The 16,151-nt window shown below is 41.0% G+C and carries 13 protein-coding genes; 8 read left to right on the forward strand and 5 right to left on the reverse strand.

Going from position 1 to position 16,151, the window contains the following annotated elements; translation table 11 throughout:
* Nucleotides 1-117 precede the first annotated feature (117 nt).
* The gene (locus ACK1I8_RS13815) at nucleotides 118-591 is read left to right on the forward strand and encodes an ankyrin repeat domain-containing protein (RefSeq protein ID WP_412465950.1); all 474 of its coding nucleotides are present in this window, start codon (nucleotides 118-120) and stop codon (nucleotides 589-591) included.
* Here the strand turns inward: ACK1I8_RS13815 and ACK1I8_RS13820 are convergent.
* Nucleotides 588-1,196, reverse strand: a complete 609-nt coding sequence (locus tag ACK1I8_RS13820; RefSeq protein ID WP_412465951.1) for a hypothetical protein — start codon at nucleotides 1,194-1,196, stop codon at nucleotides 588-590. The two genes, ACK1I8_RS13815 and ACK1I8_RS13820, sit on opposite strands and share 4 nt — an antisense overlap.
* Nucleotides 1,197-1,387: 191 nt before the next feature.
* On the opposite strand from ACK1I8_RS13820, the gene ACK1I8_RS13825 reads away from it, so the two are divergent.
* Genes ACK1I8_RS13825 through ACK1I8_RS13835 form a run of 3 tightly spaced genes read left to right on the forward strand, consistent with a single transcriptional unit; the run spans nucleotide 1,388 to nucleotide 4,080 of the window.
* Nucleotides 1,388-2,953 carry an FAD-dependent oxidoreductase gene (locus ACK1I8_RS13825; protein ID WP_412465952.1) on the forward strand — a complete coding sequence of 522 codons (1,566 nt, stop codon included), beginning with the start codon at nucleotides 1,388-1,390 and terminating at the stop codon, nucleotides 2,951-2,953.
* 52 nt (nucleotides 2,954-3,005) lie between these two features.
* A complete protein-coding gene (locus tag ACK1I8_RS13830; RefSeq protein WP_412465953.1) occupies nucleotides 3,006-3,302 on the forward strand; it encodes a hypothetical protein in 297 nt (98 codons plus the stop codon).
* A 46-nt stretch (nucleotides 3,303-3,348) separates the two neighbouring features.
* Nucleotides 3,349-4,080: a DUF72 domain-containing protein gene (locus ACK1I8_RS13835; RefSeq protein WP_412465954.1), complete on the forward strand. Its 732-nt coding sequence runs from the start codon at nucleotides 3,349-3,351 to the stop codon at nucleotides 4,078-4,080.
* A gap of 314 nt (nucleotides 4,081-4,394) precedes the next feature.
* Here the strand turns inward: ACK1I8_RS13835 and ACK1I8_RS13840 are convergent, their stop codons facing one another.
* The 3 genes from ACK1I8_RS13840 to ACK1I8_RS13850 all read right to left on the reverse strand — a co-directional run bounded on the left by ACK1I8_RS13840 (nucleotide 4,395) and on the right by ACK1I8_RS13850 (nucleotide 9,628).
* A complete protein-coding gene (locus ACK1I8_RS13840) occupies nucleotides 4,395-4,757 on the reverse strand; it encodes a response regulator (RefSeq protein ID WP_412465955.1) in 363 nt (120 codons plus the stop codon).
* The gene (locus ACK1I8_RS13845; protein ID WP_412465956.1) at nucleotides 4,750-6,303 is read right to left on the reverse strand and encodes a PAS domain-containing protein; all 1,554 of its coding nucleotides are present in this window, start codon (nucleotides 6,301-6,303) and stop codon (nucleotides 4,750-4,752) included. Before ACK1I8_RS13845 ends, ACK1I8_RS13840 begins: the two co-directional genes overlap by 8 nt.
* A 397-nt stretch (nucleotides 6,304-6,700) precedes the next feature.
* On the reverse strand, nucleotides 6,701-9,628 hold the full coding sequence (locus tag ACK1I8_RS13850; protein WP_412465957.1) for an ATP-binding protein: 2,928 nt from the start codon (nucleotides 9,626-9,628) through the stop codon (nucleotides 6,701-6,703).
* A 252-nt stretch (nucleotides 9,629-9,880) separates the two neighbouring features.
* Between ACK1I8_RS13850 and ACK1I8_RS13855 the strand changes: the two genes are divergently transcribed.
* From ACK1I8_RS13855 to ACK1I8_RS13865, 3 genes are all read left to right on the forward strand, one after another.
* On the forward strand, nucleotides 9,881-11,203 hold the full coding sequence (locus tag ACK1I8_RS13855; RefSeq protein WP_412465958.1) for a paraquat-inducible protein A: 1,323 nt from the start codon (nucleotides 9,881-9,883) through the stop codon (nucleotides 11,201-11,203).
* A gap of 12 nt (nucleotides 11,204-11,215) precedes the next feature.
* On the forward strand, nucleotides 11,216-12,565 hold the full coding sequence (locus ACK1I8_RS13860; RefSeq protein WP_412465959.1) for a paraquat-inducible protein A: 1,350 nt from the start codon (nucleotides 11,216-11,218) through the stop codon (nucleotides 12,563-12,565).
* 176 nt (nucleotides 12,566-12,741) lie between these two features.
* Entirely contained in the window at nucleotides 12,742-14,799 is a 2,058-nt protein-coding gene (locus ACK1I8_RS13865) for an ATP-binding protein (RefSeq protein ID WP_412465960.1), read from the forward strand.
* 261 nt (nucleotides 14,800-15,060) lie between these two features.
* Here ACK1I8_RS13865 and ACK1I8_RS13870 read toward each other — a convergent pair whose 3' ends face one another.
* The gene (locus ACK1I8_RS13870; RefSeq protein WP_412465961.1) at nucleotides 15,061-15,237 is read right to left on the reverse strand and encodes a hypothetical protein; all 177 of its coding nucleotides are present in this window, start codon (nucleotides 15,235-15,237) and stop codon (nucleotides 15,061-15,063) included.
* 175 nt (nucleotides 15,238-15,412) lie between these two features.
* Here ACK1I8_RS13870 and ACK1I8_RS13875 point away from each other — a divergent pair, with 175 nt between their 5' ends.
* Entirely contained in the window at nucleotides 15,413-16,150 is a 738-nt protein-coding gene (locus tag ACK1I8_RS13875; protein ID WP_412465962.1) for a hypothetical protein, read from the forward strand.
* Nucleotide 16,151: the final 1 nt, after the last annotated feature.

A 16,151-nucleotide genomic window follows, 5' to 3' on the forward strand; every position in this document is an offset into this window, starting at 1 on the left:
ATAATTGGTAGAATTACAACCCAAACAGGAGAGATTCTCCATTGCATTCAGAAAGACAGCGTAAAAACCAGAATAACAAAGTCAAAACCTTTCCTCTACAACCACAGTTATATTTACATGGAAAATTTAGACCTATTGATGATCCCCGCAGCGAGACAGGGCGAGACAGAAGTATTAAAAGAACTGATCAGCAGGGGCGCAAATGTGGATTTCAGGGATGAAAAAGGTTACACCCCGCTAATTATTGCCTGTTATAACAACCGTTTATCATGCGCTGAAATACTTTTAGCAGCTGGGGCAGACATAAACGCGGCAGATTTTGGGGGCAACACGGCACTGATGGGAGTTTGCTTTAAAGGTTACCTCCCAATTGCAGAACTTCTGATTGCCAAGGGTGCAAAACTGGATCTTCAGCACGGAAACGGTGGAACTGCCTTAATGTTTGCAGCCATGTTCGGCAGAAATGATCTGCTGAAACTCTTACTTGAAAATGGAGCAGATACCTCAATTACAGATGTCCGCGGACAGCGTGCCGCAGAACTTGCAGCCATGCAAGGCAATGAAGAAGGGTTAGCCATGTTACAGTATTAAGGTTTGCCATCAAGCAGGCCTTTTACCAACAGCTTCCATTGCGGATAGGATAAGCCAAGCTTTGCACTGAAGCCAACAATCAGGTTTCTTGCCCTATCCAGCAAATTGCCTTCACTAATATTTGCCTCTTCATTCCTTCCATGCTCCTCTGCCCATACCGTAGTCTGATTTCTGCGGATAATAAAGGTAGAAGTGGCATGATCTTTTAAGAAATGAGCAACCTCTTTATCCTGATTTAAAGGCGTAGAACAAGGACGTACACACATACTGATCATATCCTGATCCCCGTCATGCGCTCTTTCAATTTCTTCAACCTTTACCCAATCAAAACCATCACCCGATGATGGACCGGGACCAGGGATATCAATTCTAATAAAGTCCCCCTTTTGCACTGACCGGAAAGCTTCTTGCCCATCAGCCGTAAAAATCTGAAAGTCTGATAATCCGGAAATTTGACCCCATTCATTCACAGCCAGTAATCTTTTTTCAGCTGCTGCGAAAAATTCCTGAGCATGGATAAGACTGCTTAATTTACGTTCTTCCACCACATCCATCTGGCTTCCGACAAGTTGTTGCGGAACTAAATCATTCTTTAAATTTCCCATAGTCTTTTTCTATAAAAACCATCTGTTTCTCCGCTTAGTTTCGTTATTTATCAAATAGGATGAAATTCTGCTAAAAAGCCAACATCAAATTTGTTGAAACAAACATCCGGATAACATGTAGGCGGTTAAAACAAAATTCTACAAACCTTTGCGTTTGATAACAGGTTTTTAATTTACCAACTGCTTTTAAAATGAAAAACAACGGAATAAAAACAATGATAAGAGATGGGGCCAACTCCAGTATCTGGCAAGCTACTTCAATAGACGGTGTGGCAACTAATCATTCTGATCATGAAGAAACATATGATGCACTGATTATAGGAGGTGGGATTACAGGTATAACTACCGCATTACTATTACAAAAACAGGGAAAGCGATGTATACTGACAGAAGCCAGAAATCTCGGTTTTGGCACGACGGGTGGTACTACAGCGCACTTAAACACTTTTTTGGATACTACTTATCCTGAAATAGACAGCAACTTCAGCAAAGAAATCTCCAGCCTTATGGCAGATGGTACAAAGGAGATGATCGAAATGATCAGGACAAATATAGACCAATTGAAAATTGCTGCAGATTTCGAGTTTAAAATGGCCTATCTTTTCTCGGAGAACGAAAAAGAAACTACAGAACTGCAATCTATTCTGGAATCTTCGCAAGCGGCAGGCGTAACAGTAAGCGAAGCTGATCAAAATGGTGTTCCGATCCCATTTAAGCGTGTGTTATGTTTCAAAAATCAGGCCCAGTTTCACCCGTTAAAATATATTCTCGGACTTGCAAAGGAATTTGAGAAACTCGGTGGAAAAATTATTGAACAAACATTTATCCATAGCACCGAGCTGCATGAAAACATCCACTATGCAAAGAGTGATAAATTTACACTAAAGGCAAAAAATATCGTTTATGCAACGCATATTCCTCCCGGAATAAATATCCTTTCGTTACGCAATGCCCCCTACCGTAGTTATGTTTTTGCTGTAAAACTGAACAGCGGTGAGTACCCTAACTGCCTGGCATACGATATGCAAGAACCTTATCACTACTTTAGGAGCCATGAACTCGACGGACAAAAATACCTGATTATTGGAGGCGCCGATCATAAAACCGGCCATGGAGATCCGTTAAAGGCTTTTGAAGATCTTGAAGATTATGCGAGGAAATATTTCGACATCGGAGAGATCAGTTACAAATGGTCGTCTCAATATTATGTACCTGTAGATGGTCTACCTTACGTGGGGCAATTACCAGGTGGCGATAAAGGGATTTATGTTGCAACCGGTTTTAACGGAAATGGTATGATCCTGGGCAGCCTCTCGGCTGTTCTGATCAGCGATCTGATATTGGAAAAAGAAAACCCTTATGAAAAGCTGTTCCGTCCATCAAGGTTAAAACCCATAGCCGGATTTACTGAATTTGTAAAGGAAAATGCAGATGTTGCCTACCATTTTGTAGCAGACCGATTGGGTACAGAAATTATAAAATCTACTGATGAACTAGCCAAAAATGAGGGTAAAATAGTGGAATTTGATGGAGAAAAATTAGCATTATATAAAGATGATTCCGGAAAAGTAACAGCACTTAATCCTGTATGTACGCATGCAGGCTGTATTGTGAACTGGAATTCTGCTGAAAAAACCTGGGATTGCCCCTGCCACGGAGGACGCTTTTCTGTTAGCGGACAAGTACTTACCGGACCACCGCAAAAAGGTCTGGAGTCTGTTCCATTGCGTGAAATAACATCGGCCAATGACAAATAAGCCGATCTGAGCAAACCACAATTTACTTTTATTAACACATTAAAATATTAATATGAACGAAATACCTATGAACAGCCCGAAAGAGGATTTAAATACTTTAAAGAAAAAGTTTGATGAGGGCTTGATAGAATCATTGTGGAGCGAAAATGGAGAATTAATGTATATCATTAAAGATGGGCTGGATCTAAATGAATACGCGCTGCTCGCCAAACAGATTCTGGAAAGTGAAGGTGATATTGCACATGACTTTACCGGTAAGGTGACTAATCAATCGAAAACCGAATTTGCAAGATTTGAATATCGATCGGGTTGGTTTTTAGACGGACTTGCTCAGGGCGAGATAGAATAGCTCTAGGCTATACAGGGAAAGTATTCTGAATTGTAATCGCAATTAAATGAAATCAGGTAAAACTTTTATTGGTACATCGGGATGGAAATACCGTCATTGGGAGGGTACTTTCTACCCTTCAGATCTTAAAAAGAAAGATCAATTGCAATATTTTACCGCACACTTTGACACCGTTGAACTGAACAATTCTTTTTACCGCCAGCCAAGGCTACAAAATTTTGAAACCTGGGGGGAACAAGCGCCGGCCCATTTTACTTATGCTGTTAAGGCTAACCGGTATTTTACCCATTTAAAAAAACTGAATGTATCCAAAAATGAGATTGTTGAGTTTTTAAATGCCAGTCTCGGGCTGGGAGAGAAATTGGGCCCCATACTTTTTCAACTGCCTCCAAAATGGGGAATAAACGCCGTGCGGCTGGAAGGATTTTTGGAAATGCTCCCATCAGGATACCGTTATACTTTTGAATTCAGAAATCCAAGCTGGTACCATGAAACCGTATTTTCCCTGTTAAAAAAATACCATTGTGCTTTCTGCATTTATGATTTAGGAGGGCATCAATCGCCCATTATATCCACTGCTAATTTTGTATATATCAGGTTGCACGGACCGGGAGAAAAATATCAGGGTTTATACGGCCAATCTGCCTTAACAACATGGGCTGAAAGGTGTAATACCTGGCTGAATGAAAATAAAGATGTTTACCTCTACTTCGATAATGACCAGGAAGGTTATGCCGCGTTTAATGCAATTGAGCTTAAGAAAATGATAAAATCATAGTGATTAATTACATCAAAGTATCGAATTGCTCTAAAACATTTGAGAGAGGCCTTAGATTATTGGCTCCTAACTTCGGAAGCTACTGTTAAAGAAATCTACCAATGCCAGGCGTCATTCTCGCGCAGGTGGAAATCTTAAGTAGTTTGTATTAAGATTCCCAATCAAGTTGGGAATGACGATCGCTCCAGGAATATTCCTGATATGAAATCTACCTGTCAATCATCGTTATCTCTATACCGTAAATGTCCTTCAAGAGGATAACTTGCATTTACGATACCATCTCAAAAAGAGGTAAAAATAAGCATTAACCTCCTTTAATTGAGCAATGCGTTAACTGAATCTAAAATATTGTTTAAATCGAAAGGTTTTGCTATAAATTGATTGGCTCCTGCATCAGTAGCTACCTGTTCACCGTCTCTGCTGGCCGAAATTACAATTACTTTCAGTTGATGATGTTCCGAATTTTTTCTTAAGTGCTTCAATACCTCCTGGCCCGATAGCCTTGGCATCCACAAATCAAGGATCAATAAATCCGGCTGCTCTTTATCGATCGCCGCCTGTACTTTTAAACTGTCATTTACCGAAATCACCGTATGCCCTACCTCATCCAAAATCATTTCCAATACATCAATAATCCCTTCATCATCATCGCAGATCATGATTTTCTTTTTATCCATTCGTTTCCTTTCCTGTTTTAGGTAAAGTAAAACTGAAGATAGAACCTTTGCCTATTTCACTTTCTACCCAAAGGGTTCCATTATGTCTTTTAATAATCTGGTCACAAATATAAAGTCCTATACCCATCCCTGGAAACTTCTTCTGGATTTCTACACCCCGGTAAAAACGTTCAAAAACTTTTTTCCTGTCTTCGGCGCTCATTCCCAATCCAAAATCCTTAACCGATACCTTCACATAATCGCTCACATTGGCAATATTGACTTCAATTTTTTCTGAATCAGGGGCATATTTAATGGCATTTGATAACAAGTTGCTGACCACCTGGGCAATATGCGACTCATCTGCAACCACTTTTGCACCAGTTTGGCCACTTAATATAATCTGATGACCGGGAACTGTTGTGCGCATGCCTTCAATAGCTTCTGTAATCATGTTATCAAAATCGAACTGAGCCATGTGCAATTCCATATTACCACTCTGGATCCGCGAAACATCAAGCAATTCACTAATCAATGAGTTTAAACGTTCTACATACACCGATACTTTGCCGAAAGTAGATAGAAATTTCTCACTGGCATTTTGAGGCATGGCGCGCTCTAACAACTGTACATAACCTTTTATCGTGGTAAGTGGGGTACGGAGTTCATGACTGGCGATAGATAAAAAGTCATCTTTTCTTATTTCCACCTCACGCCTTTCTGTGATATCTTCAATAGCAAGCAGAATCTGGTCTTTATATTGTCCCTCAAATTCAACACGATAGGCATTCAGAAGCATTAATTTTTTTCCAATATGTGGAAAATCGTGTTCCACTTCAAAATCAACAACAGGATTATTGGTTGGCAGAATTTCAACAAGCAGATCACGTAATTTCGGAATATCCCATTGGTGGTTACCTAAATCATACAACTGGCGACCAACTGTCTCTTCCTTACTTACCTTAAATGTCCTTAAAAAGTGATTGTTTGCACTAAGCACATTAAAATTAGGATCAAGCACCAAAAGCCCCTCGCGTACTGTTTCTATAATACTGGATAGGAAGGCTTCGCTCTCCCGAAGTTCATTTGTACGTTCCTCAATCCGCTTTTCCATCATCAGCTTCTGCTGGCGCAGATCGTGTTCCGCGTTCTTCCTTGCGGTTACATCGTTCTGAACCCCTATAAAATGGGTGACCTCACCTTCAGCATTTTTAACTGGCGACATATAAAGCTCATTCCAGAACAGATCGCCATTTTTTTTATAATTCCTGATTTCTACCCTGCACTCTACCCCTTCGGCGATACACTTGCTCAAAATTGCCCGTTCTTTTTGGTGTCGGTCTTGCGCCTGCAAAAACCTGCAATTATGCCCAATAATCTCTTTTCTGGAATATCCCGTAATTTTTTCGAATGCTTTATTACAATAAATGATTGGATTGTCTTGCTGGGTATTATCGGTAATGATAATGCCAGAAATTGAAGCATTTAATGCCATGGTCATCAGTTGGAAATTAGATGCCCCTGCATTTCCTGAAAGTTCAAATTTTCTATTGTTAGATGTTTCCAATTGATCTGTATAAAATTGTGAGTATCTGACTTATATTTTTAACAGTGATTTAATCACTTCTAATTTCAATTTAATGAATAAAATCCATCATATAACCGCTTAAGTGATAATTTGTTTTATTTCTTTACAAGAAAAATCCAGTGAAATTTTCAAAGTATGGACGACTGATGAGATCATCTTTATGGGGATAAAAACAAACGAACTATATGACTTCTTTTTAACCTAACTAGCTTAAAATTTTGTGCTAAAATAGCTTTTTTCCAAAACAATCCGAAAACTATCACTGTTATAGCCTAACATCTACCTAAAATAACTGTAAACCGGTTAATTCATGCGGCTACCGGCAAAGCCAGTGGCCGCTTCATTTTTTTTAGGTCAACACTCGTGAGCATTCACTTTAATGTGTTAAAGGCAAAGAAAAACAAAAGGTTGAGCCTAGCATAGGTTCGCTCTCTACGCTGATAGTGCCGCCATGGCGGTTAATAATTTCTGAGCAAAGATATAAGCCAACACCGAATCCCCTAAAGCCTTTGTTAGCCGATTCGGTACGGTAAAACCGCTTAAACACATGCGCCTGGTCTTCCTTTTTTATCCCCACCCCATAGTCACGTACAGAAATTACTACTTGCTCTTCCGTTTCCTTCACGATAATTTCAATCTTTGGCGCTTCGGGTGCATATTTAACCGCATTTACCAACAGGTTGGTGATTACCTGTCCAATTTTTTCGCGATCACCTTTCACCTGAAGCATATGCACACCACTGAAATGGAGGGTATGTGCGGGAGATGTGGATTGTACTTCGGCTACAATTTCCTTAACGAGTTCCTCCATATCAAAAGATCCCCAGTTCAGGTGCAGCATTCCTTCATCCAGTTTACTCACGTCAAGGAAATCGTCTACCAGCCTTGCCATTCTGGTGATCTGGTAGCCTGCCCTTTCAGCTGCATTGGTGATTAAAGGCTCATTGATGGTAGAAGATTTCTTCCCTATCAGCTGCACATAACCGAAAAGTGCGGTCAACGGTGTTTTTAATTCGTGGGTAGCCACGGCCACAAAATCGCGCATGCGCCGCTCATTGTACAGCCTAACCCTGTTGATTTTAATCTGTGCACGTACTTTACTAAGCAGTTCCTGTGCCGAAAAAGGCTTAACCAGATAATCATCTGCCCCAGCTTCCAAGCCATCAATCCTGGCTTCTTCACCTGCCCTTGCGGAAAGAAAAATAACTGGGATCCAATGTTTTTCTTCTCTTTCCCTGATTTTTTTAAGCAGGCCTTTTCCATCCATAACGGGCATCATAATATCACTAAGGATGAGTTCGGGCGTAAAAGTGCTAAGTTTTTGCAAAGCATCTTCACCATTCACAGCAGTATAAACAGTAAACTCGGGTTCGAGCAGGCGTTTCAGATAAGCGCGCATATCGTTATTATCATCAACAATCAGTACCTTGGCATCGGGTTGATGTCCGTCGTTAGCTTCGGTGAGTTTGTTCTCCTTTACTATTCCGCTATATTCTTCACCTAATAAGCCCGAAGCTTCCTGAAGAAAGGATTCCCGTAAACCGCTCATCAACACCTGAAAGTCTTTTTGATGCACCTGTTCTGCAGGTAAATGTGAACATCCTAAAGGTATGCATACAGCGAAAGTTGATCCTGTTCCAAAAACACTTTCAACGGTTATATTTCCGCCATGTAACCCAACAAGCTCACTCACCAATGAAAGTCCGATGCCGCTTCCTTCATGAGTTCTGCCAATCGCATTTTCGACCCGATGGAAGCGTTCAAACATATGCGGAAGTTCGGCCTCTGGTATGCCTACCCCTGTATCCGAAACATTTAAAATAACACGAGTATCTTCCTTAATTAATTCAACGGTAATTTTTCCCTCAAGGGTGTATTTGAAAGCATTGGAAAGCAGGTTGAGCACAATCTTTTCCCACATCTGAATGTCGAGAAAAACTTCAAGAGCCGGATAATCAGCTTTAACAACAAGTTCCATACCTGCTTTTTCGATAATAGATCTAAAACTACTGGCGAGGTCGGTAGTTACGCCTACAATATCAACGGGTTGAAAAGCAGCTTTTACCCTTCCGGCTTCTACCCTGCTAAAATCGAGCAGGTTGTTAACCAGTTTGAGCAGACGCATGGAATTACGATGTGTAGATAGTACAATCTCGCCAATTTCAGGATCGGCCATGATGGCTTTGGCCTGAAGATCTTCCAGTTGGCCGAGGATTAACGTAAGCGGGGTACGAAACTCATGACTGACATTACTAAAAAAAGCTGTCTTCGACCTATCTATCGCAGCAAGGGCTTCGGCCCGTTTCTGCTCTTGCTCATAGGCATATACATTGGAAACAGCACTGCTGAAGGTATTGGCCAGAAGCGAATAAAAACCCAGATATTCTTCATCAATGGCCCTTCTCGCACTAACCCCGGCTACAATGTAACCAAAAGGTTTTTCTTTGCCCGAAATAAACACCGGTAAAATCACCGCCGTAGTGGGGGTTTCGGGATATGGCTGACAAGAAAAATCACCAAACCTGACTGCCAGATCGTCTATCACCAAAGGCGCATTAGCGGCTTTGAATAATGGCCATGCCTGATGGCTGTCTTCAAATGATATTTCGGCAATAGCCAATGTTGGTGCGAGTGCTATGCCTGCGGAGCTGATTAAACTGGCAGATGTTCCGTTATCTGCTACACTGTAAAATAAGATAAAAGGTAAGTCGGCAACAAAATCCGGCTGCTTTTCAGCAATCAGGCAACCAATATCTTCAATGGATTTTGCCCTTGCCAAAACAGATGCCAGATCGCGCAACACCTGCGTTCTGCGGCCATTGAGCATTTTATCGGTAGTTTCGGTAATGGGGTGGAATATCCCGCCCACTTCACCAGATTCATCACGTATAGGCGCAAAAGAAAACGTCATGAATGCTTCTTCGAGGTAACCATACCGAAACAAAAACATCTGCTGATCGGTAATGTAAGTTCCCTCTCCCTGTTGTCCGCGCGTAAATTTATCGCCAACAACTTCCAGTGCAGATTCCCAACAGATGCGAAAGTTCATACCCATTGATTGGGGATGCATTGATCCACATATTGGGCGGTAGGCATCGTTATAAATCTGTATCGTTTCCGGTCCCCAGGCGATAAGAATGGGAAAAGTGGAGGAAAGACACAAGCTAACAGATGTCCGAAGACTCTGTGGCCAGGTTTCTACCGGACCTAATGGATTATCAGACCAGTCCATCGAGCGGATTAACGCGCCCATTTCTCCACCGCCGGATAAAAACTGTTCGTTAGAGAAGCTATGATTATCCATTTTTTTATTTATGGCGCTAAAGATAGTATAAATCGCGTCAACAAGCTTTGAATAATTATATAACTTGTTTTCTGAATTAGCAATTGACCATATTTTAACCTATTATGTTTGGATATTCACTCCAAATCCTTAAGCTAAAATATTTTTCCGATGACCTTAAAGAGCGTATAAAACATTTTCAAAACATTAATGTTTATCTGCCAATAGTTTAGTTCCTTTCGGGGAGATATAATCACCATTATCACATAAAGATTGGAAAAAATAATCAACAAACCTGCATCAGGAAAAATTATCCACCGGATTTTACTGATCCTTGCATTGGGCATACTGCTTGTGGCCGAAGGCTTTTTTGGTTTCAGGCTCCATGAACTATCAGAGAAACAGGAACAGATTAAACATGATTATTCAAGGGTAAACAACATCACTTACGGGCTGTTTTCTGTACAACAGTGGAAAGATAAGGTAGCCGCTATTGTTCACCATCAGGTTTCGGGACTCAAAATAACCCGTAAGCAGAGAAAAGTACTGCAGGGCGAGGTTGAGCAGGTACTTTTAGCCCTTATTGACAAGGCTGAAGCATTGGTGAATAAACCCAAAAAAACCATCAGTGGCAAGATCCAGAAGTTTGCCATCAAAAATTTTGTTAATTCAGATAGCATCCGCGCACAGGTACCTGCTTTTGCCAGAAAAATAATTGCTGAAATCGATAATCCGAAAAACAAAAAGCAACTCGGCCGCATGGCTTTGGGCGAGTTTAATGAAATAGCCAAAGAGGAAAGTCAGGATACCGCATTTGTGGCCAATAATGCGATCCTTACCAAAATTTACAAGACATATGGGGTATCTTCGAATCAACAGTTAAACCAAAAACTGAGCAGTTCATTAGGCAGTATCCGGCAGCAAACCTATTATTACTGCTTTGGCATGTTAAGCTGTGTTATAGTGGTACTTGCCTTTTGGTGGCTGTTACGCAAACGCACAGATTTACACACCACGCTTTTCATTCTATCGTTACTTTTCGCCTTTATCCTCTTGGCTGTGGGCCTTACGGCATCCATGATTGAGGTTGACGCCAGGATCCGCTCTTTGGATTTTGTTCTGCTTGGAGAGCATATTGTTTTTAACGATCAGGTACTCTTTTTCCAGAGCAAGAGTATTATGGATGTTGTACGGGTACTCATTAGCCAGTCAGCCATAGATTCTGTGCTGGTTGGGGTGCTTATCCTGGCTTTCAGTATTTTGTTCCCCGTGGTTAAGCTAACGTCAACAGGCATACACCTGCTGGGCGGCAAAAAGTGGGCAGAAAATGGGATTATCAGGTATTTTGCCTTCCAGTCGGGCAAATGGAGCATGGCCGATGTCATTGTGATCGCTATTTTAATGGCATACATTGGCCTTAACGGACTGCTTGAAAATCAGTTGAGGGCTCTGAATATCAATAATGATTCGCTTACTATCCTGACAACCAATAACACCGCCCTGCAACCGGGCTATATTGTTTTTATCTGTTTTGTACTTTACGGATTGATCCTTTCGACAATTCTTAAATCTATTACTCCGCACGATGTGCATTAAATCTGAAAATGAATGAGCGAATTGCAAAAAGATAATATCGGTACGAATAAGCAGGTTACGCCAGGTCAATCCAGATCGGCATCCTTTATCCTGATTGCCGCGCTTTCGCTGCTTCTGGTAGCTGCTGCCTATTGTGGATACCGTTTCCGGGAACTTGCCTATGAGCAGAAACGCATTAAGGAAGATTACAGTCTTTCGAATAACATTACCTTTGGAATATTTTCGGTAGACCGTTGGGGAGATAAAATATCAGCAGTGGTTGATCGAAAGGTAAAAGGCTTTAACCTGACCAAAAGCCAAAAAGCAGATATGCAAGAAGAGGTTGAAAAACAGTTGCATGGTATGGTTAACAAGGCGGTGGCAGAAGTTACAAAGCCTCAGAAAGGGCTTGGAGCGAAACTCAAAAAACTTGCTTTCAATACATTTGTTGATGTAAAAGAAATCCATGCACTGGTGCCATCTTTTTCCCGTACCATTGTTACCAAAGTAACCAGCCCTAAAAGCCTTAAAAAGTTAAAATCTGTTGCAGCAGGAAAACTAGATGAACTGGAAGCGCAGACATACGACCGAAGCGATGAGACCATTTCGTCTGTGGAACATAGCATTTATCAGAAATATAAGGTAGCTGATGCAACTGCTTTTGACAAAGTTGTAAGTTCGAAACTTCAACGGATTAAAGATTTAAGTTATCAGTTTGCGATAGGCATGATGGCCTGCGTTGTTGTTGCACTACTGATCTGGCTGTTGTTACGGAAACGCGTAAATATTGAGGTCGCACTTTTTATCATCTCACTGCTTTTTGCCTTTATTTTACTTGCAGTAGGTGTATCATCGCCCATTATTGAGGTTGATGCCAGAATTCATACGCTTGAATTTGCCTTGCTGGGTGAAAAACTGGTTTTTACAAATCAGGTACTCTTTTTTCAAAGCCAGAGTATACTGGGCATTATTGGCACATTAGTAGAGCAGCCTAAACCAGATGCGGTGTTGGTAGGCGTACTGCTTTTGCTCTTTGTGGTGATATTACCCCTGTTACGTCTTATTGCCCGGGGCCTGCAGGTATCCTGCAGTGAATTATTAGGGAATTCAAAATTCATTCGTTTTCTGGCCTTCGATCTGGGTAAGTGGGATATGGCTGATGTAATGGTAATTGGTATAGGCATGACCTATATTGGTCTTAATGGTATCTTAAAGAGCCAGTTGTCAGGGCTTAACATGGATACTGAAGCATTGAAAGTGACTACCGAAAACAACTCCACCATACAGCTGGGTTTCTTCATTTTTGTAGCTTATGTGGCGTATAATATAATCTTAACATCAATACTTAAACGCATAGATGAACAAAATGAACCCTGTAATTAGCAGTTTTTTTTTTACGGAAATTTGCAACAGTACAATTATTAGCTGCCTAACCCTAGAAATGTTTATTATGGAATGTGATGTTGTTCAATGGATTTAACAATCAACATAAGTTTTCAAAAATGCTATAATTCTTGTAAATTATCGAAATCATTACATTTGTATACGGGATATCATCAATGTTAACTATAATCAACTCTACCAATTTTATACTATCAGTGCCGATACCGATCTGCATCATTGACTCCGATTCACTGAAATTGGAGGATGCAAATGCCCCATTTTTAGATGTATTGCATCGAAGCCTTAAAGAAATTTCAGGGCTGAGTCTTCCTGACATCCTGGGCCATGAACTGCCTTTAACCATACCAGCTTTTTTTCTGGCGTTGAAAAATGCTTCCCATCACATCTCTATACCGATACAGATTCCAGGTCTGGAAAGCCATATAACGCCATTTTCGAACTATAATTATTTTGCCAGCAAGTTTGAAGAAGCTCCTGGTACCCAACTAAAAATTGCCGTTTGGTTAATTGCAAAACCTGGGCTTGCCATGGAGCAGAATCGGACTGTAAATGACGATAAAATATTGGTAAACCAGAAATCTGCAGGTGAAATACCGCCAGGCACGAAATCGGCCTTCAACCGCCAAAACATAGAATATATACAAGTGACCGGTGAAAGCATACAGATGGAAACTGAGCCTGCACATATTGCCAAAGATGATGTTCCAAAAATTGAAGCGGAAGGGATGCCGCAAACTCCGGCAGAAACCTGGACACAACTGGAAGCAAGCCGTGAATGGTTTAAAAATATGGTTCGCTCCTCTCCTGTTCCAATGTTAATTACCAAGGGAGAAAACATGGTTTTTGATGTAATTAATAATGCCATGCTTAATCTGATCGGAAAGGATTCCTCTATTTTGGGTAAACCCTGGTTCGAGGCTATTCCAGAACTGGCTGGACAACCGGTGGTAGATGAATTATTTTACGCTTACCGTACGGGGCTCAACCATCATGTAGCAGGTGTTGGCATATCACTGATTAAAAATGGCGAACCTACGCTAGGTTATTACGACCTGACTTATACCCCTTTAAAAGTAGATGGAAAGGTAATCGGGCTGATGCAAACGGCAACCGATATTACTGAGCATGTAACTTCAAAAGAAAAACTTCAAAAAGCATATGAGCAGATCAGGTTATCAAAAGAGGCTGCACAGTTAGGCACTTTCGATATGAACATGGTTACCGGCCACCTGCAATGGGACGACCGGTGCAGACTGTTGTTCGGGATCAGCCATTCGAATGAAATTGAATTTGAGCGGGATTTTTTACGGAACCTCCATCCGGATGATTTAGAAAGAATTAACGCAGTTTTAGCTCACGTTTTTGATAAGCAGGCTAGCAATGGTATTTATGACGTGGAATATAGAACCATTGGCTTTGAAGATAAACGACTTAGGTGGATAAGGGCGAAAGGACAGGTTTATTTTGATACCAACGATAAACCTTTACGGTTTATAGGTTCAGTGCTGGATATTACAGAGCAAAAAGAAGATGAGCAGCGTAAGAATGATTTTATCGGCATGGCGAGTCATGAACTCAAAACACCACTTACCTCCATAAATGGCTACCTCCAGCTATTACATTACCATGCCCACCTGAATAGTGAAGACAGGATGCTCGCTACGATCGAAAAATCGCTAAACCAGGTGAAGCGGATGACCCGTATGATTGATGGCTTTTTAAATGTTTCGCGCCTGGAATCAGGAAAGATAGCTATTGATAAACAACTATTCGAAATTACCGATTTGTTGAAAGAAGTTTGCGAAGAAACCACAACATTAACTACAGGTTATGAGGTAAACCTGCATTTAGATGGTGAGGTGACGGTATATGCAGACCGCAGCAAATTAAATCAGGTGCTTCAAAATCTGATTGGTAACGCCATTAAATATTCTGACCTGGGTAGCAAGGTTGATATACAATATACCGTTGATCGTGATCAGATTATAATAAGCGTCATTGATCAAGGCATAGGCATTAAGCCAGAGCATCAACAAAAACTATTTGACCGGTATTACAGGGTAGAAAATGACAGCACTATAGCGGGCTTTGGGATAGGGTTATATCTGTGCGCAGAAATTGTTACCCGCCATCAAGGAAAAATATGGGTAGAGAGCGAATTTGGAAAAGGCAGTACATTTTCATTCAGTATCCCGCTGGGTGCTGCGGGCTAAGTATACTATCAAAGAATATTCGAAAGTGATGTACAAGTCTTTGCTACCGTTGAGTTTGCTATTTACAACCATAGTTTAACTTATCTATACCCTGGTCAGTTTGCGATTTCCTTAATCGGTCTGCAACCATTTCTATGTTTTCAGCATCTCGGCAGGCATCGGTTTTATAGCACTGTTTGATGTCTGTACACAGGACAGTAACAGTAGATTGATTTATCATACGGACTACTTGCTGATGATTTGTTTACCATATAATGAAAATTAAGCTTTTACCAGAAATGCTTCAGGCATTTCTGCCGCTTTAAGCATAAAATTATGCAGTTCGTAATTTTTAACAAAAGGTGTTAAATTTTCAGATCCCAGACCAAACATCGTAAGTTCAATATAATCTCCGGTAGGGTTCATACCCGCCCATTGCACATCGGGATATTTGCCCAAAATTTTGCCGTATTCGTAAAAAGGGAGGTTTGATTCGTATTAGAAATGACCACTCTTTTAAAGAGTGAAGAATAAAACATTCAGATGAACTAAATTTAATCTGCTTTTCATACCCGCTTCAGACGGCAAGCATAGTTTTGAATCATAAAATGATTGAAAATAAAAAAGAAAGCATATGAAAAGCAAAATTAAAAAAACAGCAACAACAGCTTGTTTTGCGCTGATGAGTATTGTTACCTTCGCGCAGTTACGTCCAACTGATAATCTTCCTGCCCTACCAGCCGGAGTACCGGAACAAATGCCTCCCAATCCTGGTTTACACAGACGTGGTATAGAAAAAGGTCCAGGTTTAAAAGCGTTAACCTCATTAAGCGGAAAGGTAATTGCTTACCAAACGAACGATAGGTATATTTATAACCGTTTCACCTTGCAAAATGGCAACCAGGTGATCACGGTGAGATTTCCGGAACAATTAGGCAAACAATTAATGAGTATCGCAGCTAAGGGCAAATCGGTAACGGTTAAAGGCTTTACAGATAATGGTCCGGAGGGTATAAACGTATTCCAAATGGCGAGTTTATCTGTTGATGGAACACAAATAGCAGACACACCGCCAAGTGTACCTGTTACGCCGGTTAGTGCCCCATCCGCAACATTTACCGGAAAAATCAGTGATTTTAAGCGCGATCAGGGCGGCGCAATCCGCGGACTCAGCCTCGATAACAAGGTAGAAATAAATCTACCACCACATGCTATTGAACAATTACAGTCTTTACTAAAAGCGGGAGATAAAGTAACAGTCACTGGCATTAAAGACACACCACCATCGGGTGTAGCATTGGAAGCTGGCGCACCAGCCATCATTCATCCAGAGACCATCGAGATCAATGGACAGACTTATTTGCTAAGATAGT

The organism is Pedobacter sp. KLB.chiD (genome assembly GCF_047040275.1).
Classification (GTDB): domain Bacteria; phylum Bacteroidota; class Bacteroidia; order Sphingobacteriales; family Sphingobacteriaceae; genus Pedobacter.